Source organism: Pseudomonas sp. OG7, from assembly GCF_014192825.1.
GTDB lineage: Bacteria > Pseudomonadota > Gammaproteobacteria > Pseudomonadales > Pseudomonadaceae > Aquipseudomonas > Aquipseudomonas monteilii.
The window spans coordinates 406,275-428,805 of sequence record NZ_JACHYK010000007.1 but is presented as its reverse complement, the minus strand read 5'-3'; the positions used below and the strand labels follow the sequence as shown (position 1 = coordinate 428,805).

The window sequence follows — 22,531 nt, the reverse complement described above, 5'->3', positions numbered from 1 at the left end:
CCCGCGCGGGCCAGCACGGGCTCGACCAGAGCGCGGTAACGGGTGCGGTGGAACCCCGTTTCGCCCTGGCTGAAGGTGCTGACCAGCCCGTGCACGTAGCGCAACGGGCGCTCACCACGCCAGATCGTGAACAGCACCGGCTTGTCGAGCAGCTGGCCGAAGTCGACATCGTCTTCGAAGCTGATCAGTTCCAGGTGCAACTGGAACGGCGTGCTGATGGCCTCGTCCAGCTCGAACGACACCACCTCGAACTCGCTGCGGCCAACCAGCGGCTGGAAGGTAAAACGCAAATCGGTTTGGCTAGGCATGTGGCATCCCCCCGCTACTGCTGCAAGATGGCGTCGAGCGATTGCAGGACTTCGGCGGTGATCAGGTCGAGGCGGTAGCTGTAGTAGCTGTAGGCGCAGACCATGGCGATGGCCGAGAGCACCAGTGGGCTCCACCAGGGCCACTCCCAACGCCGCCCGCGGTAGGGGCGATGGACGACGTTGGCGTAGGGGTCGCAGACGTGTTCGGGGATGGGGCCGCGCAGTTCGCGGATGACCTTGTGCATGCGCGAGATCAGGGCCTTGATGATGTCGTCGCACCTGGGGTCGAGGGCGTGCTTGCCGCGCAGGCCCAGGCAAATGCTGAAGTACAGGAACTCCAGTACATCCTGGAATTCCTTGGGCGACTGCATGACGCGCTCGAGCAGCACGAAGATTTTTTCACCGCCCTGGGATTCGTCATGGAAGATGCTGAGCAGCGGTTCGTGGCTCCAGCACGAATTGTTGCCCCACGGGCGGCTCATGACGGCCTCGTCCAGGAACAGGCACAGGGCGTAGGAGTAGGCTTCCTGCTGGGCAGCGGGGTAGCCGTGCTGCCGGATTTCTTCGCGGATGTTACTGACCTGGTTTTGCACGGCCTTGTGCACGTAGGCGATGTTGGGCAGGTCATCCAGCGTACGCAGGCGAATGACCAGGCCGAACAGCGGGGTTGCCGCATCGAGCATCAGGTTTTTGAAGCCGCCACGTAGCTGGAACTGCGGGTCGGCGGGGTAACCTTCGTAATCCGGGTGATCGGCTCGCCTTCCCTCGTCGGCCGGGTAAGGCGAACCGCTTTCCTGCGGGCCATCGAGCATCCCGTGCAGGGTGTTTTCGGTTACATCACGGGCATCGGCAGCGCCCCCAGGTTGTACCGGAGGAATATCGAGTGGGCCGGGCATGAAGTGGTCCTTGTCTTCCAGCAGGCTGAAGACAGGCACACTATCGGGGAATCAATTCTTCAAGGAGTCTGGGGCTTCCTAAACGGTTGTAGGATCCTTCTCTTCGTCTAGTTTCTAAACATTTCCGAAGAGCCTGGCCAGGCAAGCCAGCTTCTTCTTGTACGAACGCCGCGCCTCCAGCGCCTGGTCCAAGGTCACCGCCAAGAACCGTGCCTGCTGGTTGGGCTGCATCTGGCCGATCAGGTCCAGGTCGGCGCTGATCACTGTTCCGATCATGGCGTAGCCGCCACCCGACACGGCATCGCGGTGCAGGATGATCGGTTCCAACCCTGCCGGCACCTGGATCGAGCCGATCGGGTAGCAGCTGTCGACGATGTTCGACGGATCCGACCCCGCACCGAACGGTTGTTCCCGTGGCTGAAAGCTCAAGGCACTGCCGCCTTTGTAGCGATAGCCGATACGGTCCGCTTCGGAGCCGACGGTCCAGGCTTCAGTGAAGAAGCTCTGCGCTGCTGCTTCGGTAAGGCGGTGAAAGTACAGCCCCGGCACCACACGCAACACCACTTCGCCGCCCAAGGCCTGGCGCAGGGCCATGGGCAGGCTTGCACCCGCGCGGGTCTTGCCGCTGGGCATGCCGACCGGCAGCAGGTCGCCCGCCATCAGTTTGCGCCCCTGGAAGCCGCCCAACGCTCCCAACGCGTAGGTGGAACGGCTACCCAGTACCTCGGGCACATCGATGCCACCGGCCACCGCCAGGTAAGCCCGCGCGCCTGCGGTGGGAAAGCCGAAACGCAACACTTGCCCGGCACGTACGGCAAACGCCGTGTCCGGGCGCTGCTCGCGGCCATCGAGCAACGCTGGCATCTGCGCACCGCATACGGCCACCAGTGCGTCCTGCTGGAACGCCAGTTCCGGCCCCACCAGCGCGCACTCCAGGCCTGCGGCGCCGGCCGGGTTGCCCACCAGGTGGTTGGCCGCACTCAGGGCGTACTGGTCGAGGGCGCCTGACGGCGGGATACCCAAGTGGTAGTAGCCTTCGCGCCCCAAGTCCTGCACAGACGTCGCCAAGCCCGGTTTGAGGACCTTGATCATGCCAATACCTCCTGCAGCGATTTGGGGTAGCCGACCGGGTCGGCGAGGAAGGCGTCCAGGGAAAACGCCACAGGGCGAATGCGCAGGTCGAAGCGGCCTTCTTCAACATCCGCCACGGCCTGGTCATAGGCACGGCGGTCGATGGGTTTGAATTGCACGATGTCACCCGGACGGAAGAACACCATGTGCGCTTTCAGGTAGTTCAAGGTCTGCTGCGGGTCGTAGATCGGTGCCGGGGTAACGCCGAACATCTGGTAGCCCCCTGCTCCGCGCACCGAGTAGATGCAGCCGAAACAGCCGCCATGGCCCAGGGTGAGCTTGGGTGTGTCGGTACGCGGGCGCAGGTACTTGGGCACCTGCAACTGCCGGTCGCGCTCGACCATCTGGAACATGAAAGGCAAGCCGGCAACGAAGCCGACCATCGACACGAACCACGGCGCGCCGCTGTGCGCGGCGATGAATGCCTCGACATCGGCCAGGCCGTTGATACGTGCCGCGTACTCCAGGTCGGTGCTGGCCGGGTCTTGATGACGGTCACGAAAGCGCATCAGGGTTTCGTGGGTCCAGGGGTCGTTGTACAGCACCGGGATCTCGATGATTCGCGTCTGCAACGAACGCTCGGCCACGGCCTGCGCTTCGGCACCGCGCACGGCTTCAAGCAGTGCATCGGGGGCGATACGGTCCGGGTCGAAGCGGATCTGGAACGAGGCGTTGGCCAGGCACACGTCCAGCACGCCCTCCAGGGCCAGGCGCTCTACGGCGCGGGTGACGGCCATGCCCTTGAAGAAGGCTTCCAGCGACATGCTGTCGCTGACTTCGGCAAACAGGTGCTCGTCGGCGCCGAAACTGTAGCGGATCGGGGTTGTAGCAAGCGATTCGGCCATGACTGTTCCTTTTTTGGAATCTTTATAGAAAGGCAGGCGAAAACAACCTATACGGGCTCCGGCTTGTGCCTGCCGGATGCCTCATGGGCTCAACGTGGCGCACGCACCACGATACCGGCTGCGTCCAGCGCCTTGCGCGTGGCTTCTACCAGGTCGAGCGCGCCGGGGGTATCGCTGTGCAGGCAGATGGAGTCGAACGCGATGGCCAGGTCCTGGCCTTCTACCGTACGTACCACGCCTTGCTGGCAAGCACGCAGTACCCGCTCTGCAACCGCCGTGGGGTCGTAGCCACGCACATTGCGGGTAAAGACGATAGAGCCGCTCAGGTCGTACTCGCGGTCGGCGTAGAACTCGCGGACCACCGGTTGGCCAAGGTCCTGGGCAATACGGCAGATCACCGAGCCCGGCATGCAGTACAGCAACAGCTCTGGCTCGATCACCCGCAGGTTTTCCACCAGCAGGCGCGCGGCTTCTTCGTCGCGCGCCAGGTGCATGTACAGCGCACCGTGCGGCTTTATGTGCTGCAGGCGCACACCTTGTGCACGGGCAATTTCTCGCAGTGCACCCAGTTGGTAAAGCATGTCGTCGACCAGCTCCTGGGCCGGGGCATTGATATGCCGGCGGCCAAAGCCCACCAGGTCTCGGAAACCCGGGTGGGCGCCCACTGCAACGCCCAACGCCTTGGCCCGCTCTACGGTGCGGCGCATGGTGCCAGGGTCGCCGGCATGGAAACCCGTGGCGATGTTCGCCGTGCTGATATGGCCCATCAGCTCGTTGTCGACGCCATCGCCAATGGTCCACGGGCCAAACCCCTCACCCATGTCCGAGTTGAAATCCACCACCTGCATGACTGTTTCTCCTGGCGCTTGTGACTGCATGCAAGCCACGTTAGATTCTCCACACCCCCTTGGGAAGATCTATAAACAGATAGGGTGTCTTCTGAAAATCAGATACCACAGGAGCCAACCGTGTCACTGACCCTGCGCCAGGTCCGCTATTTTGTCGCAACCGCCGAAATCGGCCAGATTTCCCAGGCAGCGATCCACCTGAATATCTCCCAGTCGGCGGTAACCACGGCCATCAAGGAACTGGAAGCCATGCTTGGCGTGCTGCTGTTCCAGCGCTCGGCTCAGGGCATGAACCTGACCGAGGCTGGCCGGCACTTTCTGAACCGCGCCTATGTGATTCTGCGCAGTGTCGATGACGCGTTGAACAGCCCGCTGCCGAACGTGCGTGCAAGCGGCCTGCTGCGCCTGGCGGCAAGCTACACCGTGATTGGCTACTTCCTGCCTCACCACCTGCAGCGCCTTGAACACTGGCACCCGGACGTTACCCTGGAGCTGTACGAGCAAGAGCGCAGTGCCATCGAGCAAGGCTTGCTGGAGGGGCGTTTCGACATGGCGGTAGTGCTCACCGCCAACCTCACCCACCCCGATATCGTCTCCGAGACGCTGTTCAACTCCGAGCGCCGGCTATGGCTGCCCGGCCACCATCCGCTGTGCGAGCGCTCGTCGGTAAGCCTGGCCGACGTGGCCTGTGAGCCGTTCATTCTGCTGACCGTGGACGAAGCCGAGCAAAGCGCCATGCGCTACTGGGAACACGCCGGGCAGCGGCCAAGCGTGCGTGTGCGGACCAGTTCGGTAGAAGCTGTGCGCAGCATGGTTGCCAATGGCAGTGGCGTGGCGATCCTGTCAGACCTGGTACACCGGCCCTGGTCGCTGGAGGGCAAACGCATCGAGACAGTGACCATCAGCGACCCGGTTACGCCGATGAGCGTGGGGTTGGCCTGGCACCGGGAGCGGGCGTTCAGCCCGGCGATGCAGGCCGTGCGTAACTACTTTCATGATGCATTTCTGGCGCCGCAGCAGTTGTCGGCGCGGCGTTGATCGTCAGCTGCAGCGGCACCTGAAACAGCTCCCAGCCGAACGATCAGGCAACGATGCCGTCATAACCTGAGCCGGTGCCGACACGCAAAGAGGACGCGAAATGACCCAGCCCGACCCGTCATACGTCAAATGGCTCGAAGACCGCGCCATGCTCAAGGCCTCCCAAGCGCGCGCCAGCCTGTATTCAGGCCAGTCCCGGTTGTGGCAGCAGCCGTACGCCGAAGCCCAGCCCCGCCGCGCCACCGAAATCGCCTCGGTGTGGCTGACGGTATACCCCGACGCCATCATCGCCCCGCCAGGCTGCTCGGTGCTCGGCGCCCTGGCCCACGAAGCGTTGTGGAAGCGCTTGTCGGATATCGGCATCCAGGGCCTGCACACCGGTCCGATCAAGTTGTCCGGCGGTATTCGCGGTCGCGAACTCACCCCCAGCGTGGACGGCAACTTCGACCGCATCAGCTTCGACATCGACCCTCTGTACGGCAGTGAGCAGGAACTGATCCAGATGAGCCGCATGGCCGCGGCGCACAACGCAGTGACCATCGACGACCTGATCCCCTCACACACCGGCAAGGGTGCTGACTTCCGCTTGGCAGAACTGGCACATGGGCCGTACCCGGGGCTGTACCACATGGTCGAAATACGCGAGGAAGACTGGCCGCTGTTGCCGCAAGTGCCCGCCGGCCGTGACGCGGTCAACCTGCTGCCGGCCCAGTGCGATGAGCTCAAGGCCCGCCATTACATCGTCGGCCAACTGCAACGTGTCATCTTCTTCGAGCCAGGAGTGAAGGAAACCGACTGGAGCGCTACACCACCGGTTACCGGCGTGGACGGCAAGACGCGGCGCTGGGTATACCTGCACTATTTCAAGGAAGGCCAGCCGTCTCTGAACTGGCTGGACCCGACCTTCGCCGCCCAGCAAATGATCATTGGCGATGCCCTGCACGCCCTGGACTGCCTGGGCGCCCGTGGTCTGCGCCTGGACGCCAACGGCTTTCTCGGCGTGGAAACACGGGCCAGCGACACCGCCTGGTCGGAAAGCCACCCCCTGTCGATTGTCGGCAATCAGCTGATCGGCGGTATGATCCGCAAAGCCGGCGGTTTCAGCTTCCAGGAGCTTAACCTCACCCTGGACGACATCGCACAGATGTCCAAGGGCGGCGCCGACCTGTCCTACGATTTCATTACCCGGCCGGCCTACCAGCATGCACTGCTGACCGGCGACACTGCATTCCTGCGCCTGATGCTCAAGGAAATGCACGCCTTCGGCATCGACCCGGCTTCGCTGATCCATGCCCTGCAAAACCATGACGAGCTGACCGTGGAACTGGTGCATTTCTGGACCCTGCACGCCCATGACATGTACCTGTACAAGGGCCAGACGCTGCCCGGCAGCATCCTGCGCGAACACATCCGTGAAGAGATTTACGAACGACTATCGGGCGAGCACGCGCCGTACAACCTGCGCTTCGTCACCAACGGCATCGCCTGCACCACGGCCAGCCTGATCGCCGCAGCACTGGGCCTGCGCGACCTGGAGCAGATCGGCACGGCAGAAATCGAACAGATCCAGAAGGTGCACCTGCTGCTGGTCATGTACAACGCCATGCAGCCGGGGGTGGTCGCGTTGTCTGGCTGGGACCTGGTCGGTGCCCTGCCCTTGCCTGCCGACGCGGTGGCCGAGCGCATGCTCGATGGCGACACCCGCTGGATTCACCGGGGCGGTTACGACCTGGCCGGGCTGGACACGCAGGCCGAGCAATCGGTGCGCGGCATGCCCCGTGCACGCGCCCTGTACGGAAGCCTGGACAGCCAGCTGGAAAACAGCGACTCGTTTGCCTGCAAGGTGAAGAAACTGCTGGCCGTACGCCAGGCCTATGGCATCGCCACCAGCCGCCAGGTGCTGGTGCCTGAAGTCAGCAGCCCGGGGTTGCTGGTGATGGTGCACGAACTGCCGGCCGGGCGGGGTATCCAGATCAGCGCGTTGAACTTTGGCCAGGACGTGATTGCGGAGGAACTGCAACTGACCGGGTTCACGCCGGGGCCGGTGGTGGACATGATCAACGAGACGGTTGAAGGCGACCTGACCGAGGATGGGCGCCTGATGGTGAACCTGGACCCGTACGAGGCGCTGTGCCTGCGGATCGTCAACAGCAGCGGGCATTTGTAAACCCGCGCAGAGGCCGACCTTGATTTTGCAGCACCAGAGGCATAGCGTTCGGGTGATTTCTTTTTGTGCCCAGGAGCAACTCCATGTACACCGGCATCGTCCAGGCCGTCCGCCCTCTGCTTGATGTGACCACCTACCCGGGCCACAACCAGTTCACCATCGACCTCACCCCGGAACTGCTCGACGAACTGAAGATCGGCGCCAGCGTCAGTGTCGAGGGCACTTGCCTGTCGGTCACCGAAATTCACGGTACGCAGGTCAGGTTCGACGCCATGAACGCCACCCTGGAACGTACCAACCTACGCAATTTCAAGGCCGGCCAAGGCGTCAACATCGAACGCTCGGCAAAAATGAACGCCGAAGTCGGCGGCCACCTGATGGCCGGCCACATCGCCACCACTGCGGAAATCGTCGAGCTGTCCATCAAGGAAACCGGTGCATTCATCACGTTTCGCATGCCGCCGGAATGGGGCAAGTACGTGTTCCCGCGCGGCTTCATCGGGGTCAACGGCTGCAGCCTGACCGTTGCCGATGTCGACGACAATGTCATCACCATCAACCTGATCCCGGAAACCCTGCGCCAGACCACCTTCGCCCGCTATAAGGCCGGCGAGCTGCTCAATATCGAGGTCGATCACCAGACCATGGTGCTGGTCGACGTGGTGGAGCGCACCATCAAAGGCACCCTGGCCCGCGAAAAACTGCTGCCCTGAGGTCTGCGCATGCTGCCCAATACCCTTCCCGCGCGCACGGCCAGGCGGCTGCGGCTGCAAACCCTGCGTGGTCGTGTCGGCCTCGGCCTGGTCGCCGCCCTGTCGGTGCTGGCTGGCATGACCGATGCCATTGGCCTGCTGGCGCTGGGTGACTTCGTGTCGTTCATGAGCGGCAACACCACGCGCCTGGCGGTGGCCATCAGTGAAGCCGACCTGGCCCTGGTGCTGCGCCTGAGTGGCGCGGTATTGGGCTTTGTCGCCGGCAACGCGCTGGGCGTACTGCTGGCGCGCGGCTTTCACCGCCGGGCCTGGCCCGTGTTGCTGGTGGTCGCCGCACTGCTGGCGTTCGCGGCCGTGTGGCCGTTGGCAGCCACCTTCCCGGCATTACTGGCCGCCACACTGGCGATGGGCATGATCAATGCCGTGGTCGAACAGGTGAACGGCCTGCCCATCGGCCTGACCTACGTTACTGGCGCCCTGTCCCGTTTCGGCCGTGGCCTGGGGCGCTGGCTGCTGGGCGAGCGGCGTAACGGCTGGCGGGTGCAACTGGTGCCTTGGGCCGGCATGCTGTCGGGGGCCGCGCTCGGCGCCTGGTTGCAACAACACCTGGGCCTGCAGGCACTGGCCGGCAGCTGCGCGCTGGCGTGTGTGCTGGCCCTGGTATCGCGGTTCATCCCGCGCGCCTGGCAGCGCGGCTACATGCCACGCTGATCAGTCGATCCGCGGGTGCTGCTGAGCCAGCACCTTGCGTTTCGCTTCCAGCTCGGCGATCTGCGCGTCGATGTCTTCGATTTTCTGCTCGATGTTGTCGTGGTGCTCCTGCAGCAATTCACGCGCTTCCTCGATGTCCGATGCCGCCGGTGCCGCACCGCGCAGCGGCTTGTTGGCGGTTTCCTTCATGGTCAGGCCAGTGACAAGGCCCACGGCGGCAATCGCCATCAGGTAATAAGCCGGCATGTACAGGTTGCCGGTGCTCTCTACCAGCCAGGCAGTGAGCGTCGGGGTAAGGCCGGCGATCAGCACCGATATGTTGAAGGCACTGGCCAGGGCGCTGTAGCGGATGTGCGTGGGGAACATCGCCGGCAGCGTCGAGGCCATCACGCCGATGAAGAAGTTGAGCATGACGGCAATGATCAGCAACCCGGCGAAAATCACCGCCAGCTCACCGCTGTTGATCAGCATGAACGCCGGAATGGCCAAAGCGAACAGGCCGACGCTGCCGACGATGATGAATGGCCGGCGGCCAAACTTGTCGCTGAGCAGGCCGATCATCGGTTGCACGAACAGCATGCCGACCATGATCGCGATGATGATCAGCACGCCGTGGTCTTCGCTGTAATGCAGGTTGTGCGACAGGTAGCTGGGCATGTAGGTGAGCAGCATGTAGTAGGTGACGTTGGTGGCAATCACCACACCAATACACGTCACCAGGCTGCGCCAATGCTGGGTGGCCACTTCCTTGAACGACACCTTGGGCCCGGAGGCCAGCCCTTCGCGGTCGCCCTGCTCCAGCTTGTCGACATGCTGCTGGAACGCGGGTGTTTCTTCCAGCGCATGGCGCAGGTACAGGCCGATGATACCCAACGGCAGGGCCAGGAAGAACGGCAGGCGCCAGCCCCACTCCAGAAACTTTTCCTCGCCGAGAACGGTAGAAATCAGCACCACCACGCCTGCACCTAGCACAAAACCGGCAATGGAGCCGAAGTCCAGCCAGCTACCGAGAAAGCCCCGCTTGCGGTCGGGAGCGTACTCGGCGACGAAAATCGACGCCCCCGTGTACTCGCCGCCCACCGAGAACCCTTGGGCCATCTTGGCCAGCAGCAACAGAATCGGCGCCCAGATGCCGATGCTGGCATAGGACGGTATCAGGCCGATAGCGAAGGTGCTGAGCGACATGATCACGATGGTCGCGGCGAGGATTTTCTGCCGGCCGAAGCGGTCGCCCAAGGCGCCGAAAAAAAGCCCGCCCAGTGGCCGGATCAGGAACGGCACCGAGAAGGTGGCCAGCGCCGCGATCATCTGCACGCCGGGGTCGGCGTTGGGGAAAAACACCTTGCCCAATGCGTAGGCGACGAAGCCATAAACGCCGAAGTCGAACCACTCCATGGCATTGCCCAGTGCCGCCGCAGTGATCGCCTTTTTCATCTTGGCGTCGTCGACGATGGTGATGTCCTTGAGGCCGATTGGCTGGACGCTTTTCTTGCGAGGTTTCATGCCCGTATCCCTGTCGATGAATGCTCTAAGGGTTCAGATACAACGGGACACTAAATAATTCAGCGCTTACCGATTTTTTGTGAATCGGCTTGCTGGCCTCTTCGCGGCTGAAGCCGCTCCCACAGGGGTATTACACAGCTTCAGGGCACAGGTGAACAGAGGCGCCGCAAAGCGGCGCCCTATCAATCAGATACCTTCGCGGGCCAGGTCCATGGCGAAGTAGGTCAGGATCAGGTCGGCACCGGCACGCTTGATGGCGCCAATGCTTTCACGCACCACCCGGCCTTCATCGATGGCACCGGCCAGGCCGCCGAACTTGATCATCGCGTACTCGCCGCTCACCTGATACGCCGCCAGCGGCAGGCGCGACGCGGCGCGGATGTCGGCGATCACGTCCAGGTAGGCGCCAGCCGGCTTGACCATCAGCACGTCTGCCCCTTCCTGCTCATCCAGCAGCGACTCGCGCACCGCTTCGCGGCGGTTCATCGGGTTCATCTGGTAGCTCTTGCGGTCGCCCTTCAGCGCGGTACCACCGGCTTCACGGAACGGGCCATACAGCGACGAGGCGAACTTGGTCGAATAGGCCATGATCGCCGTGTCATGGAAACCGGCGCCATCCAGCGCGCTGCGGATAGCCTGTACCTGGCCGTCCATTGCCGCCGACGGGGCGATGAAGTCGGCACCGGCAGCGGCAGCGATGACCGCCTGCTTGCCCAGGTTGGCCAGGGTGGCGTCGTTGTCCACACCGTGGTCGTGCAGCACGCCGCAGTGGCCGTGACTGGTGTATTCGCAGAAGCAGGTGTCGGACATCACCACCATTTCCGGCACGGTGTCTTTGCAGATGCGCGACATGCGCGCAACCAGGCCGTTTTCGTTCCAGGTGTCGCTGCCAACAGCGTCCAGGTTGTGCGATACGCCAAAGGTCATCACCGACTTGATGCCGGCACGGGCGTAGCGCTCGATTTCCTGGGCCAGCAGCTTTTCGGGGATACGATTGACACCGGGCATGCTGGTGATCGGCACGAAGTCATCGATGCCCTCTTCAACGAAGATCGGCAGGATCAGGTCTTCCAGGCGGAATTCGGTTTCCTGGAAGATCGTGCGCAGGGACTCGTTCTGGCGCAGGCGGCGGGGACGAACGGACGGGAATTGGTTGGACATGACAGCTCCAGGGCATTTTGAACGGCGTATACCTTATGCCTGTGGCGCGCCAGTGAAAAGGACAAATGACGAGATATTGTCTTGCGTCAAAAGCAATGGCTGTTTTGCGCCCTGGTTATCCTGTACCGGCCTCTTCGCGGGCACGCCCGCGAAGAGGCCGGTACAGGCAACCTATTACTGAAGCCAGGGCGGCGTCGGCTCTTCTGCCTTGGCCGGCCCATGCTCGGCCTCAGCGCGCGCGGCACGGCGGCGGGCGTCATCCATGCGGGCTGCATCGATCTCGCGCATGACCCCCGTCACGTCAGCTTCATGTTCGTCATCCTCGAACACCCCAGACAAAGGGCTGTCGGGAAGCAAGTCACCGGCCTCGTACAGCGCCCACATTTCCTGCGCATACCGGGTGCTTTTCAGCTCCGGCGCAAAACGCCCGAAATAGTGGGCCATGTTGTCAACATCGCGCTGCAGCATGTTGAAGGCATGGTTGTTGGCCGCCGCATCCACCGCCTGCGGCAAGTCGATAATCACCGGCCCGTCCGGGCCCAGCAACACGTTGAACTCCGACAGGTCGCCATGCACCAGCCCGGCACACAGCATCAACACGATCTGACGAATGACAAAGGCATGGAACGTGCGGGCATCCTCGGCTTCAAGGTGCACGTCGTTCAACCTTGGTGCGGCGTCGCCATCGGCATCGGTTACCAACTCCATCAACAGCACGCCGTCCTGGAAGTCGTAGGGCTTGGGCACCCTCACGCCCGCGCTGGCAAGGCGGAACAACGCCGCCACTTCGGCGTTCTGCCAAGCGTCTTCGGCTTCCTTGCGGCCGTACTTGCTGCCCTTGGCCATGGCCCGGGCCTGACGGCTGTTGCGCACTTTGCGGCCTTCCTGGTACTCGGCGGCCTGGCGGAAGCTGCGCTTGTTGGCTTCTTTATAGACTTTGGCGCAACGTACCTGGCTGCCACAGCGCACCACGTACACGGCGGCCTCCTTGCCACTCATCAACGGCCGCAGTACTTCGTCGACCAGGCCGTCTTCGATCAGGGGTTCGATTCTTTTGGGTGTCTTCATCAGGCTGTGTTCGGGGTCCTGGCTGCAATGGCGGACATCCTCTCACAGCCTGATGCGACTTGCTCGTCTGTCTTCAGACCAGACGTGTCAGGCGCCCTGCCCTACGCTGTTCACCGGCACTGCGCGTGCCCGGCGCCGCGTGACCAGCAGGCCGGAACACACCACAAGCACCGCCAGCACCATGGTCGACACCACTTCAAGGCGGTGATCCGGCCGGAACAGCATCAGCACCAATACGCCGCTGATGAACAGGATCACGCCCCAGGTCAGCCACGGGAACAGCCACATGCGGTAACCCAACGTCTTGCCCTGTGCAGTCAAGCGTTGGCGCAGGCGCAGCTGGGAAACGGCGATCACCAGGTACACCAGCAGGGCAATGGCGCCAGAGCTTGCCATGAGGAAGCCGAACACCTTGGCCGGCACCAGGTAATTGGCAATCACCGCCAGGAACGCAGCGCCGGTAGACAGCAGCACCGCTACCACCGGTGTGCCGCTGCGGCTGGTCACCTGGGCGCAAGCCGGTGCGTCACCGCGACGGCTCAGCGAATAGACCATGCGTGAGGCGGTGTACAACGACGAGTTGAGGCAGCTGGTCACCGATGTCAGTACCACAAAGTCGATGATGGCCTTGGCATTTGGCACACCCAGGGTATCCAGCACCGTAACGTATGAGCCTTCGGTGGCCAGGCGCGGGTCGGTCCACGGTACCAGTGCAATCACGATGAAGATCGACAGGATGTAGAACAGCGTGATCCGCCAGATCACCGAATTGGTGGCCTTGGAAATATGCTTGCCCGCCTCGTCAGACTCGGCTGCCGCAATCGTCACCACCTCGGCGCCGAGGAACGAGAACATGGTGATCAGCATGGCGCTGAGCACTGCGCCGAAGCCATTTGGCATGAAACCGCCGGTATCCCACAGGCGCGAGACGCCGCTGACGCCGGAACCCGGCAACAAACCGAAAATAGCGCATACGCCAAGCGCAATGAAGCTGACGATAGCCACCACCTTGACCAGTGCCAGCCAGAACTCGAACTCACCGTAGTTCTTCACGCTGAACAGGTTGGTAGCGGTCAGCAGCAACGTGATGACCAGCGACAATACCCAGATCTCCATTTGCGGGACCCAGGAATTGATGATGGTGGCGGCGATGTTGGCTTCGATCGGGATGATCAGCACCCAGAACCACCAATACAGCCAACCGATGGTGTAGCCGGCCCATTTGCCGATGGCGAGGTCGGCATAGGTGGAAAACGACCCGGTATCCGGCGAGGCAACCGCCATTTCGGCCAGCATGCGCATCACCAGCACGACCAGGCCACCGGCCAGAATATAGGCCAGGATGGTGGCCGGCCCGGCTTCAGCAATGGCACGGCCAGAGCCGACAAACAGGCCTGCACCGATCACGCCGGCAATGGACAGCATGGTGACATGCCGTGATTTCAATCCATGACTCAAATTGTTCTTGTGGGTTTGCATGGCGCTACCTTGTTGTTTTTGTCATGCCCGCGAAGGGGCCGTCGGCTGGCAGGATCACCGACGCAGGCGCGAAAAAGCCCGCCCTGCCCCAAATGGTGAGTAGGGCAGTTCGGGTTGAGTAAGAGGAGACCGCAAAACGTATTACGGGTGTGTCAGCTGGCAGCCCGCTGGCTGGCTGCACGATCAGCCTTGGGGAAGTGCCCCCCTTGCAGGCTGACCTGCTCGCACACCTTTTCGACAATGTAGGCGCCGATCGGAATGGCCGAGGTGGCGGCCGGCGACGGCGCATTGCACACGTTGACGCTGCGCGCGGTGTTGACGAACAGGAAGTCGTCGATCAGCTTGCCGTCGCGCGACACCGCCTGGGCGCGTACGCCGGCCGGGTACGGCGTGAGGTCGGCTTTGGTGATGCTCGGGCAGTACTTCTGCACCTGCTTGAGGTAGCCGCCCTTGAACAGCGAGTTTTTCATCTCGATCAGGCCCGGGCGGAAGTTCTTCGCCAGTACCTTGAGAATGCCGGGGGTCGTCAGGGTCTGGAACAGGTCACCAGGGCTGACGTCGGTCTTGCGGTAGCCCTCGCGCTTCATCGCCAGTACGGCGTTGGGGCCGACGGTGACGGTGCCATCGATCATGCGGGTCAGGTGCACGCCCAGGAACGGCATCGAAGGATCAGGAATCGGGTAGATCAGGTGGTTGACGATCTGGTTATGCTGCTTGGGCAGCAAGTAGTACTCGCCACGGAACGGGCAAATCACAAACTCGGTGCGCAGGCCCAGCATGCTCACCACGCGGTCGGCCATCAGGCCCGAGCACGTTACCAGGAAACGGCTGCGGAACTCGTCGCGCTGCGTGCGTACGATCACTTCGCTGGCCTGCTCCTGTAAGCCGACCACCTCGGCGCCATAGCGGATTTCACCACCGGCACGCTGAAACTCAGCCCCCATGGCAGCTGTCACTTGCGCGTAATTGACGATGCCACTGGACGGCACGAAGATGCCACCCATGCCGACGATGTTGGGCTCGCGCTCGCGCAGTTCGTCCGCCGACAGCCAATAGCGCTCCAGGCCATTGGCCGCAGTGCGCTCCCACAGCGCCTTCATGCGCTGCATTTCCAGGTCGTTGGTGGCCACCAGCAATTTGCCACACTCATCGAAGCGGATGCCGTGCTGGGTGCAGAAGGCCTTGGTGGCCTTGTTGCCTTCCAGGCAGAAACGCGCCTTGAGGCTGCCGGGGGTGTAATACACGCCGGCATGAATCACACCGCTGTTGTGGCCGGTCTGATGGCGGGCCGGGCCGGACTCCTTCTCCAGCAGGAGAATCTTCGCGTCCGGGTAGACCTTGATCAGGTGCATGGCCGTGGACATACCCACAATGCCACCGCCAATAATGATGAAATCGTACACAGCCTTACCTCACACGCAGGCATTGCCTGGCTGGCTCACCAAGGCCCGCGCGGGCCTTGGTGGCATCGTTTTTTTGCAAAAGCGCATGGGCGGGCGCCCGCCCGGCACCCTTGATTATTGCCCGCGCTGGTACAGCGGTTTTGGGAAGGCGACGTAACCACGCTGACGCATCAGTTCACGGCGCAGGCCCTCGTGCGGGGTGAAGCGGTCGCGGCCATGCAGCCAGAACAGGTTGTTGATCAGCAGGAAGCTCCCTACACCTACCGGTACCGACACCTTCTTCTCGCTGCCTTCCAGCGAGTCGGACAAGGCGTTCAGCCAGATACCTTCCTCGTAGTTTTCCGGCTGCACGAACTGATCAATGTAGCGCATGGTCGGGCGGCCTTCGCCATCGGTGTCGAACACCGAGTGGAACACATCCTCGGCAACCTTTTTGCTGGGTGGCGCGGTCCAGCGCATTTCGCGGCGTGCCATGGGGTGGCGGAAGAATTCCTCGCACTGCTCCCAGTCGTCCAGGTGCAGCAGCAGCGAGTTGCCACCTTCCATGTTCTTTTCGTCGATCTTCAGCATCAGCACGTAGTCGGTGATCTGGTTCACGAAGGTGCCGTCGTTGTGCAGCTCCATGACCCGGTGCGGCTGGCGCAGGTAGCTGTCGGAGTTGTCGCTGTTGACCACCACGAAGCGCGCATAGAACTGCCCACTCATGGCGTCGTAGTTGGAACGGCCGATCAGGTGTGCACAGGCGGTGGTGAACTTGACCATGTCCTCGGCCTGGCTCACGTCATCCAGGCCGATCGGGGTGATCAGCATGCCGCCGGTCGTGCGGTCGAGGATGGTGTTGAGCAGCACCGGACGCAAAGTGCCCTGACACAGCTCATCAAGAATTTCACCTACCCGGAAGCGCAGGAACGACTTGTACTCCAGCGCCTGCACTGGCCATTGGGCGACGGCCTGGACGAACGCTTCGACGGTTTCGCGGGCAAAGGTCAGTTCCAGCAGGCGCGGCGACTGTTTCGAGGGGGCGATGGTGTAACCACGCGGTTCGAGCGGCAGCGGCATCACAAGTTCGTCGATCTGCGTAAAGGCGTTCATGGCAGTGTCCTGGCAAAAAGGTGGTTGGCGCTATCCAGTGATGACCTGGATCAGTGCGGGCGAGCTAAAAATATCGCCACTCAATCAAAATGTCTACATTTTTATTTTTCATAGCTATTAGTCGTTAATGTCCATTGTTTTTCGTCCGCAGACGGTTTCGGTATGATCGCCAAAACGTTTTGAGGAACAGGATCTTGGAAGCGCTCGCCCCCCGACAAAACTCAGCATTCAGCGGGTATGAGAGGCTCAAGAAGGACATCATCCGTGGTGAATTCAAGCCCGGTGAAAAACTGTTGATGAGCGCCCTGAAGGAACGCTACGACCTGGGCGTGGGCCCGCTGCGCGAAGCGCTTTCGCAACTGGTGGCCGAACACCTGGTCAACGCCATCAGCCAGAAAGGCTACCGGGTGGCGCCCATGTCGCTGGACGAGATGAACGACATCTACGATGCCCGCGCCAACCTGGAGGCGATGATCATTGCCTTGGCCATCGAGCGCGGTGATGACGCCTGGGAGGCGTCAGTGCTGGCCCATTCGCATACACTGGCCAAGGTCGTGGAAGTAAAAACCCGCGAACAGCGCCTGGATGTGTGGGACGAACGGCACAAGGCGTTTCACACCGCCATTGCCTCGGGCTGCGGTTCCAAGCACCTGCTGCAGGCGCGCACCTACCTGTTCGACCAGGCCGAGCGTTATCGCCACCTGTGGCTGACGCAGACGGTGTTTTCCGAACAGGCGCTGGAGCTCAAGCGCCAGGAGCATGCAGCACTGGTGGAGGTGATTCTCGCCCGCGACGCCAAGCGCGCCAGCGCCATGATGCGCTCGCACCTGATGACTCCGGTGCCGATCATTGCGCAGATCATGCATGCCGAGGGTATCGGCGCACGCTAGATGAATTTTTCTTAAATCGCCGGTTGTCTATTCTTTGGCACAATCAAATCTCTACTAGATGCCCAGGAACCAGCATGCCTCGCGTACTGACCATCGAAGACGACGCCGTCACCGGCCAGGAAATCGTCGCCGAACTTACCAGCCACGGCCTGGACGTGGATTGGGCCGACAATGGCCGTGAAGGCCTGGCCAAAGCCATTGCCGGCGGCTATGACCTGATCACCCTCGATCGCATGCTGCCCGAGGTCGACGGCCTGACCATCGTTACCACCCTGCGCAGCCTCAAGATCGCCACGCCGATCCTGATGATCAGCGCCCTCTCCGACGTCGATGAGCGGGTGCGCGGCCTGCGTGCCGGCGGTGACGACTACCTGACCAAGCCGTTTGCCTCCGACGAGATGGCAGCGCGGGTCGAGGTATTGCTGCGCCGCAACAGCGTGCCCATGACCCAGACCCGCCTGCAGGTCGCCGACCTGCAGCTGGACCTGATCAGCCACGAGGCGCGCCGCGGAGACAACACCCTTAACCTGCTGCCCACCGAGTACAAGCTGCTGGAGTACCTGATGCGCCACAGCGGCCAGGTGATCACGCGGATGATGATTTTCGAGGAAGTCTGGGGCTACCACTTCGACCCAGGCACCAACCTGATCGACGTGCACATCGGCCGCCTGCGCAAGAAAATCGACTCCCCCGGCCAGTCGCCGCTGATCCGTACGGTGCGGGGCTCCGGCTATGCCATTGCTGAACCCGTCTAAAGGCTGGAGTTCTTCGACCAGCCGCCTGCTGGCGCTGTACAGCTTTTTGTTCGTGGCCTGGAGCAGCATCCTCATGGGGGTGCTGTATTTCGAGGTATCCAGCTACCTGAACAAACTTACCCGCCACTCCATGCTGCAACGCCAACACCTGTTCGCGCACATGAGCGGCAAGCAGCTGGATGACGCCCTGATCGCCAGCCAGGCCTTCGAAGAGCGCAGCTTCGACGCCTACGGCCTGTTTGACGCTCAGCTCAACCCGATGGGCGGCAGTGTGCGTACCCTGCCCCCCGAGCTCAGGCTGGACGGCAAGATCCATGAGTTGAAACGCTGCCTGGATGCCGACGACCCACACCTGCCCCGCGACAGCTGCGATGCAGTGGCGATCAAAGTGCAAGATGGCCGCTGGCTGGTACTGTTCCGCGATAACGGCTCACTCTTCGTGGTGACCCGGATCATTCTCGATGCCCTGCTCTGGGGTATCTCCTTGACGCTGATTCCAGGCTTTGCAGGCTGGTATTTGTTGCGCCGTCGGCCGCTAAAGCGTATCCGCGCGATCCAGGCCCAGGCCGAGCTTATCGTCGCGGGTGACCTGACTCACCGCCTGCCCTTGTCGGCCAGGCGCGACGAACTGGACATGCTGGCCGCCATCGTCAACGCCATGCTCGACCGTATCGAGCGGTTGATGCATGAGGTGAAGGGTGTGTGCGACAACATTGCCCATGACCTGCGCACCCCTCTGACTCGCCTGCGCGCCCAGCTGTACCGCATTCGCCAGCAGAGCGATGTGGACTCTGCTCAAGCCGAGGCGCTGGACCAGGCCATTGGCGAAACCGACACCCTGATGGCACGTTTTCGCGGGTTGTTACGCATCAGCGAACTGGAAGACCGCCAGCGCCGCGCCGGGTTCGTTCAGCTGGACCCGCATGACTTGCTGGTCGAACTGCACGACTTTTACCTGCCGTTGGCCGAAGATGGTGGTATCCATCTGGAATTGCACCAGCCCGCGCAGCTGCCGGCTCTGCACGGTGACCGCGAACTGCTGTTCGAGGCACTGGCCAACCTGGTGGGCAATGCTATCAAGTTCACGCCCGAGAGTGGGCAAGTGCGGATTTGCGCGACACAGGACGATAACGGCGTGCACCTGGCCATCGAGGACAGCGGGCCGGGTATTCCCGAGCAAGAGCGTACTGCGGTGTTGAAGCGGTTCTATCGCAGCGATGAAGGCCATCGCCATGCCGGGTTCGGACTGGGGTTGTCGATCGTTGCGGCGATCCTCGACCTGCATGGGTTCGGGCTGGAGATTGGGGAAAGTGAGCTGGGTGGGGCGAAGCTGGTATTGCACTGCCCGCTTGCGGGGCTTGGCAAGTGAAAGCCGGGGCCGCTTTGCGGCCCCAGTACGCCGATCAGTCAGCCAGACGCCAGGTAGTGGTGCCCTTGCTGTCCTCCAGCACCACACCCATCGCGGTAAGCTGGTCGCGAATACGGTCCGATTCGGCCCAGTTCTTGTCCGTACGCGCTTGTAGCCGCGCCTGAATCAGGCTTTCAACCTCGGCCGCATCGACCTTGCCTTCGGCGCCCGCTCGCAGGAAGTCATCGGCTTCCAGCTGCAGCACACCCAGCACATCACCCAGCTCGCGCAGGCGACCCGCCAGGCCGGCAGCGGCCTGCGGGTCGCTGTCGCGCAGGCGGTTGATCTCACGCACCAGGTCGAACAGCACGGCGCACGCTTCAGGGGTACCGAAGTCGTCGTTCATCGCCACGCTGAAGCGCTCGACGAACGCTTCGCCACCCTTGGCTGCCACGCGTGGCAAGCCGCGAAGGGCGTGATAGAAGCGCTCCAACGCGCCCTTGGCGTCACGCAGGCTGTCTTCGGAGTAGTTGATCGCGCTGCGGTAGTGGCTGGCCACCAGCAGGTAACGCACCACTTCCGGGTGGTACTTTTCCAGCACGTCACGGATGGTGAAGAAGTTGTTCAACGACTTGGACATCTTCTCGCCATTGATACGGATCATGCCGCAGTGCATCCAGGCGTTGGCGTACTGCTTGCCAGTGGCCGCTTCGCTCTGGGCAATCTCGTTCTCGTGGTGCGGGAACTCCAGGTCGCTGCCACCGCCGTGAATGTCGAAGCTCTCGCCCAGGCAGCACGTGGACATCACCGAGCACTCGATGTGCCAGCCCGGACGGCCCGGGCCCCATGGCGACTCCCAGCTCGGCTCGCCCGGCTTCACGCCCTTCCACAGCACGAAGTCCAGCGGGTCTTGCTTGGCTTCGTCGACCTCGATGCGCGCGCCGATGCGCAGGTCTTCGATTTTCTTGCGCGACAGCTTGCCGTAACCGACGAACTTGCCGACGCGGTAGTACACGTCGCCATTGCCCGGGGCGTAGGCGTAACCCTTGTCGATCAGGGTCTGGATCATCGCGTGCATGCCGGCGATGTGGTCGGTGGCACGCGGTTCCTGGTCTGGCGGCAGGATGTTCAGGCGACGCTCGTCTTCGTGCATCGCATCGATCATGCGGGCGGTCAAGGCGTCGAAGGTTTCACCGTTCTCGTTGGCCCGGTTGATGATCTTGTCATCGATGTCGGTGATGTTGCGCACGTAGGTCAGGTCGTAACCGCTCTTGCGCAGCCAGCGGGTGACCAGGTCGAAGGCCACCATGCTGCGGCCATGGCCCAGGTGGCAGTAGTCGTACACGGTCATGCCGCACACGTACATGCGCACCTTGTTGCCATCCAGCGGCTTGAAGGTTTCCTTCGCTTTGCTCAGGGTGTTGTAGATGGTAAGCACGGCGTTTCCTCAGCTGCCCCAGGAGTCACGCAGGGTGACAGTGCGGTTGAACACCGGGCGGCCCGGCTGGCTGTCTTTCAGGTCGGCGCAGAAGTAGCCTTCGCGCTCGAACTGGAAGCGGTCCTCGGGCTGGGCCTTGGCCAGCGAAGGCTCGGCACGGCAGCCGCTGAGCACTTGCAGCGAATCCGGGTTGATGTTGTCCAGGAAGCTGCCGCCCTCCTCGGTCTTTTCCGGGTTCGGCGAGCGGAACAGACGGTCGTAGAGGCGCACTTCGCACTCGACGCTGCCTTCGGCCGGCACCCAGTGGATCACGCCCTTGACCTTGCGGCCTTCAGGGTTTTTGCCCAGGGTGTCGGGGTCGTACGAGCAGCGCAGCTCGACGATGTTGCCGTCGGCGTCCTTGATGGCCTCGTCGGCGCGGATCACGTAGCTGCCACGCAGGCGCACTTCGCCGGCCGGCTCCAGGCGCTTGTAGCCCTTCGGCGGCTCTTCCATGAAGTCGTCGCGATCGATGTACAGCTCACGGGAGAACGGCAGTACGCGCATGCCCATGTCTTCTTTCGGGTGGCGCGGCAGTTCAAGCTGCTCGACCTGGCCTTCCGGGTAGTTGGTGATGACCACTTTCAGTGGGCGCAGCACGCACATGGCGCGCGGCGCGGTGCGGTCGAGGTCGTCACGGATGCTGAATTCGAGCATCGACATGTCGACCACGCCGTCGGAACGGTTGGTGCCGATCATTTCGCAGAAGTTGCGGATCGAAGCCGGGGTGTAGCCACGGCGACGGAAGCCGGACAGGGTCGACATGCGCGGGTCGTCCCAGGCGTCGACGTGCTTCTCGTCAACCAGCTGCTTCAGCTTGCGCTTGGACGTGATGGTGTAGTTCAGGTTCAGGCGGCTGAATTCGTACTGACGCGGGTGCGCCGGCACCGGCAGGTTGTCGAGGAACCAGTCGTACAGCGGACGATGCCCTTCGAACTCCAGGGTGCAGATCGAGTGGGTAATGCCCTCGATGGCATCCGACTGGCCGTGGGTAAAGTCGTAGTTGGGGTAGATGCACCACTTGTCACCGGTCTGGTGGTGGTGGGCATGGCGAATGCGGTACAGGATCGGGTCGCGCAGGTTCATGTTTGGCGAGGCCATGTCGATCTTGGCCCGCAACACGCGCTCACCGTCCTTGAACTCGCCAGCCTTCATGCGGGCGAACAGGTCGAGGTTGTCTTCCACGCTGCGCTCGCGGAACGGGCTGTTCTTGCCCGGCTCCTTGAGGTTGCCACGGTACTCCTTGGCTTGCTCGGGGGTAAGGTCGCAAACGTAAGCCTTGCCCTGCTTGATCAGCTCGACTGCCCAGTCGTGCAACTGGTCGAAGTAGTCGGAGGCGTAGCGCACGTCGCCCGCCCAATCGAAGCCCAGCCACTTCACATCACTCTGGATGGCGTCGATGTACTCCTGGTCTTCCTTGGCCGGGTTGGTGTCGTCGAAGCGCAGGTGGCAGACACCGCCGAATTCCTTGGCCAGGCCGAAGTTGACACAAATCGACTTGGCGTGGCCGATGTGCAGGTAGCCGTTAGGCTCCGGCGGGAAACGGGTGACGATGCTGCTGTGCTTGCCCGAGTCCAGGTCGGCCTGGATGATCGGCCGCAGGAAGTTCGCAGGGACAGCGGGGGCGCCTTTGGCAGCGGCGTTGGGCGCGTTGTCGGCAGTGGGCTTGCTCATAGGATCCTTGAATGCACGTGTCCG

The 22,531-nt window shown here is 62.5% G+C and carries 20 protein-coding genes; 7 read left to right on the top strand and 13 right to left on the bottom strand.

Annotation, left to right across the window (positions count from 1 at the left end):
- The 5 genes from FHW75_RS19485 to FHW75_RS19465 all read right to left on the bottom strand — a co-directional run.
- The coding region (locus tag FHW75_RS19485) for a contractile injection system protein, VgrG/Pvc8 family (protein WP_260308792.1) at window positions 1-308 on the bottom strand (308 nt) is incomplete at its 3' end.
- Window positions 309-322: 14 nt separating this feature from the next.
- The gene (icmH, locus tag FHW75_RS19480; protein ID WP_183674284.1) at window positions 323-1,204 is read right to left on the bottom strand and encodes a type IVB secretion system protein IcmH/DotU; all 882 of its coding nucleotides are present in this window, start codon (window positions 1,202-1,204) and stop codon (window positions 323-325) included.
- 114 nt (window positions 1,205-1,318) lie between these two features.
- On the bottom strand, window positions 1,319-2,296 hold the full coding sequence (locus tag FHW75_RS19475; RefSeq protein WP_019097135.1) for a biotin-dependent carboxyltransferase family protein: 978 nt from the start codon (window positions 2,294-2,296) through the stop codon (window positions 1,319-1,321).
- On the bottom strand, window positions 2,293-3,180 hold the full coding sequence (locus FHW75_RS19470; RefSeq protein ID WP_019097134.1) for an allophanate hydrolase subunit 1: 888 nt from the start codon (window positions 3,178-3,180) through the stop codon (window positions 2,293-2,295). Before FHW75_RS19470 ends, FHW75_RS19475 begins: the two co-directional genes overlap by 4 nt.
- Before the next feature lie 89 nt (window positions 3,181-3,269).
- Entirely contained in the window at window positions 3,270-4,028 is a 759-nt protein-coding gene (locus tag FHW75_RS19465) for a 5-oxoprolinase subunit PxpA (protein WP_019097133.1), read from the bottom strand.
- A gap of 120 nt (window positions 4,029-4,148) precedes the next feature.
- On the opposite strand from FHW75_RS19465, the gene FHW75_RS19460 reads away from it, so the two are divergent.
- The 4 genes from FHW75_RS19460 to FHW75_RS19445 all read left to right on the top strand — a co-directional run bounded on the left by FHW75_RS19460 (window position 4,149) and on the right by FHW75_RS19445 (window position 8,657).
- Complete coding sequence (locus FHW75_RS19460; protein ID WP_016714094.1) at window positions 4,149-5,066, top strand: LysR family transcriptional regulator; 918 nt, start codon at window positions 4,149-4,151, stop codon at window positions 5,064-5,066.
- Window positions 5,067-5,166: 100 nt separating this feature from the next.
- Window positions 5,167-7,233: a maltose alpha-D-glucosyltransferase gene (treS, locus tag FHW75_RS19455; RefSeq protein ID WP_183674282.1), complete on the top strand. Its 2,067-nt coding sequence runs from the start codon at window positions 5,167-5,169 to the stop codon at window positions 7,231-7,233.
- An 83-nt stretch (window positions 7,234-7,316) separates the two neighbouring features.
- On the top strand, window positions 7,317-7,946 hold the full coding sequence (locus FHW75_RS19450) for a riboflavin synthase (protein WP_019097130.1): 630 nt from the start codon (window positions 7,317-7,319) through the stop codon (window positions 7,944-7,946).
- A 9-nt stretch (window positions 7,947-7,955) separates the two neighbouring features.
- Window positions 7,956-8,657 carry a YoaK family protein gene (locus FHW75_RS19445; RefSeq protein ID WP_016714097.1) on the top strand — a complete coding sequence of 234 codons (702 nt, stop codon included), beginning with the start codon at window positions 7,956-7,958 and terminating at the stop codon, window positions 8,655-8,657.
- Here the strand turns inward: FHW75_RS19445 and proP are convergent, their stop codons facing one another.
- The 6 genes from proP to glaH form a co-directional block, all read right to left on the bottom strand.
- The gene (proP, locus tag FHW75_RS19440; protein ID WP_019097039.1) at window positions 8,658-10,160 is read right to left on the bottom strand and encodes a glycine betaine/L-proline transporter ProP; all 1,503 of its coding nucleotides are present in this window, start codon (window positions 10,158-10,160) and stop codon (window positions 8,658-8,660) included.
- 186 nt (window positions 10,161-10,346) lie between these two features.
- Complete coding sequence (gene hemB, locus FHW75_RS19435; RefSeq protein ID WP_013972900.1) at window positions 10,347-11,321, bottom strand: porphobilinogen synthase; 975 nt, start codon at window positions 11,319-11,321, stop codon at window positions 10,347-10,349.
- Between the two features lie 174 nt (window positions 11,322-11,495).
- Window positions 11,496-12,389, bottom strand: a complete 894-nt coding sequence (locus FHW75_RS19430) for a PA4780 family RIO1-like protein kinase (protein WP_183674279.1) — start codon at window positions 12,387-12,389, stop codon at window positions 11,496-11,498.
- A gap of 87 nt (window positions 12,390-12,476) precedes the next feature.
- Entirely contained in the window at window positions 12,477-13,868 is a 1,392-nt protein-coding gene (gabP, locus tag FHW75_RS19425) for a GABA permease (protein ID WP_019097041.1), read from the bottom strand.
- A 152-nt stretch (window positions 13,869-14,020) separates the two neighbouring features.
- Window positions 14,021-15,271: an L-2-hydroxyglutarate oxidase gene (gene lhgO, locus FHW75_RS19420; protein WP_016714101.1), complete on the bottom strand. Its 1,251-nt coding sequence runs from the start codon at window positions 15,269-15,271 to the stop codon at window positions 14,021-14,023.
- A 114-nt stretch (window positions 15,272-15,385) separates the two neighbouring features.
- Entirely contained in the window at window positions 15,386-16,363 is a 978-nt protein-coding gene (gene glaH / locus FHW75_RS19415) for a glutarate dioxygenase GlaH (protein WP_016714102.1), read from the bottom strand.
- A gap of 194 nt (window positions 16,364-16,557) precedes the next feature.
- Here glaH and csiR point away from each other — a divergent pair, with 194 nt between their 5' ends.
- The 3 genes from csiR (at window position 16,558) to FHW75_RS19400 (ending at window position 19,377) form a co-directional block, all read left to right on the top strand.
- Complete coding sequence (gene csiR, locus FHW75_RS19410; protein ID WP_161751141.1) at window positions 16,558-17,253, top strand: DNA-binding transcriptional regulator CsiR; 696 nt, start codon at window positions 16,558-16,560, stop codon at window positions 17,251-17,253.
- A 74-nt stretch (window positions 17,254-17,327) separates the two neighbouring features.
- Window positions 17,328-18,008 carry a response regulator transcription factor gene (locus FHW75_RS19405; RefSeq protein ID WP_016714103.1) on the top strand — a complete coding sequence of 227 codons (681 nt, stop codon included), beginning with the start codon at window positions 17,328-17,330 and terminating at the stop codon, window positions 18,006-18,008.
- Window positions 17,986-19,377 carry a HAMP domain-containing sensor histidine kinase gene (locus tag FHW75_RS19400; protein WP_019097042.1) on the top strand — a complete coding sequence of 464 codons (1,392 nt, stop codon included), beginning with the start codon at window positions 17,986-17,988 and terminating at the stop codon, window positions 19,375-19,377. The genes FHW75_RS19405 and FHW75_RS19400 overlap by 23 nt, the downstream gene beginning before the upstream one ends.
- A gap of 34 nt (window positions 19,378-19,411) precedes the next feature.
- Here the strand turns inward: FHW75_RS19400 and cysS are convergent, their stop codons facing one another.
- Window positions 19,412-20,794: a cysteine--tRNA ligase gene (gene cysS / locus FHW75_RS19395; RefSeq protein ID WP_027609890.1), complete on the bottom strand. Its 1,383-nt coding sequence runs from the start codon at window positions 20,792-20,794 to the stop codon at window positions 19,412-19,414.
- A gap of 9 nt (window positions 20,795-20,803) precedes the next feature.
- Window positions 20,804-22,507 (bottom strand): glutamine--tRNA ligase/YqeY domain fusion protein, encoded by a 1,704-nt coding sequence (locus tag FHW75_RS19390; RefSeq protein ID WP_016714106.1) that lies wholly within the window; start codon window positions 22,505-22,507, stop codon window positions 20,804-20,806.
- Window positions 22,508-22,531 lie beyond the last annotated feature (24 nt).

What these genes read in the sequence shown, in the direction of transcription:
- FHW75_RS19390 (WP_016714106.1), bottom strand. Translation starts at nt 22,507, where the DNA reads ATGAGCAAGCCCACTGCCGACAACGCGCCCAACGCCGCTGCCAAAGGC.
- FHW75_RS19430 (WP_183674279.1), bottom strand. Translation starts at nt 12,389, where the DNA reads ATGAAGACACCCAAAAGAATCGAACCCCTGATCGAAGACGGCCTGGTC.
- FHW75_RS19470 (WP_019097134.1), bottom strand. Translation starts at nt 3,180, where the DNA reads ATGGCCGAATCGCTTGCTACAACCCCGATCCGCTACAGTTTCGGCGCC.
- glaH (WP_016714102.1), bottom strand. Translation starts at nt 16,363, where the DNA reads ATGAACGCCTTTACGCAGATCGACGAACTTGTGATGCCGCTGCCGCTC.
- FHW75_RS19465 (WP_019097133.1), bottom strand. Translation starts at nt 4,028, where the DNA reads ATGCAGGTGGTGGATTTCAACTCGGACATGGGTGAGGGGTTTGGCCCG.
- icmH (WP_183674284.1), bottom strand. Translation starts at nt 1,204, where the DNA reads ATGCCCGGCCCACTCGATATTCCTCCGGTACAACCTGGGGGCGCTGCC.
- treS (WP_183674282.1), top strand. Translation starts at nt 5,167, where the DNA reads ATGACCCAGCCCGACCCGTCATACGTCAAATGGCTCGAAGACCGCGCC.
- hemB (WP_013972900.1), bottom strand. Translation starts at nt 11,321, where the DNA reads ATGTCCAACCAATTCCCGTCCGTTCGTCCCCGCCGCCTGCGCCAGAAC.
- FHW75_RS19450 (WP_019097130.1), top strand. Translation starts at nt 7,317, where the DNA reads ATGTACACCGGCATCGTCCAGGCCGTCCGCCCTCTGCTTGATGTGACC.
- FHW75_RS19475 (WP_019097135.1), bottom strand. Translation starts at nt 2,296, where the DNA reads ATGATCAAGGTCCTCAAACCGGGCTTGGCGACGTCTGTGCAGGACTTG.
- FHW75_RS19445 (WP_016714097.1), top strand. Translation starts at nt 7,956, where the DNA reads ATGCTGCCCAATACCCTTCCCGCGCGCACGGCCAGGCGGCTGCGGCTG.
- FHW75_RS19400 (WP_019097042.1), top strand. Translation starts at nt 17,986, where the DNA reads ATGCCATTGCTGAACCCGTCTAAAGGCTGGAGTTCTTCGACCAGCCGC.
- proP (WP_019097039.1), bottom strand. Translation starts at nt 10,160, where the DNA reads ATGAAACCTCGCAAGAAAAGCGTCCAGCCAATCGGCCTCAAGGACATC.
- FHW75_RS19405 (WP_016714103.1), top strand. Translation starts at nt 17,328, where the DNA reads ATGCCTCGCGTACTGACCATCGAAGACGACGCCGTCACCGGCCAGGAA.
- gabP (WP_019097041.1), bottom strand. Translation starts at nt 13,868, where the DNA reads ATGCAAACCCACAAGAACAATTTGAGTCATGGATTGAAATCACGGCAT.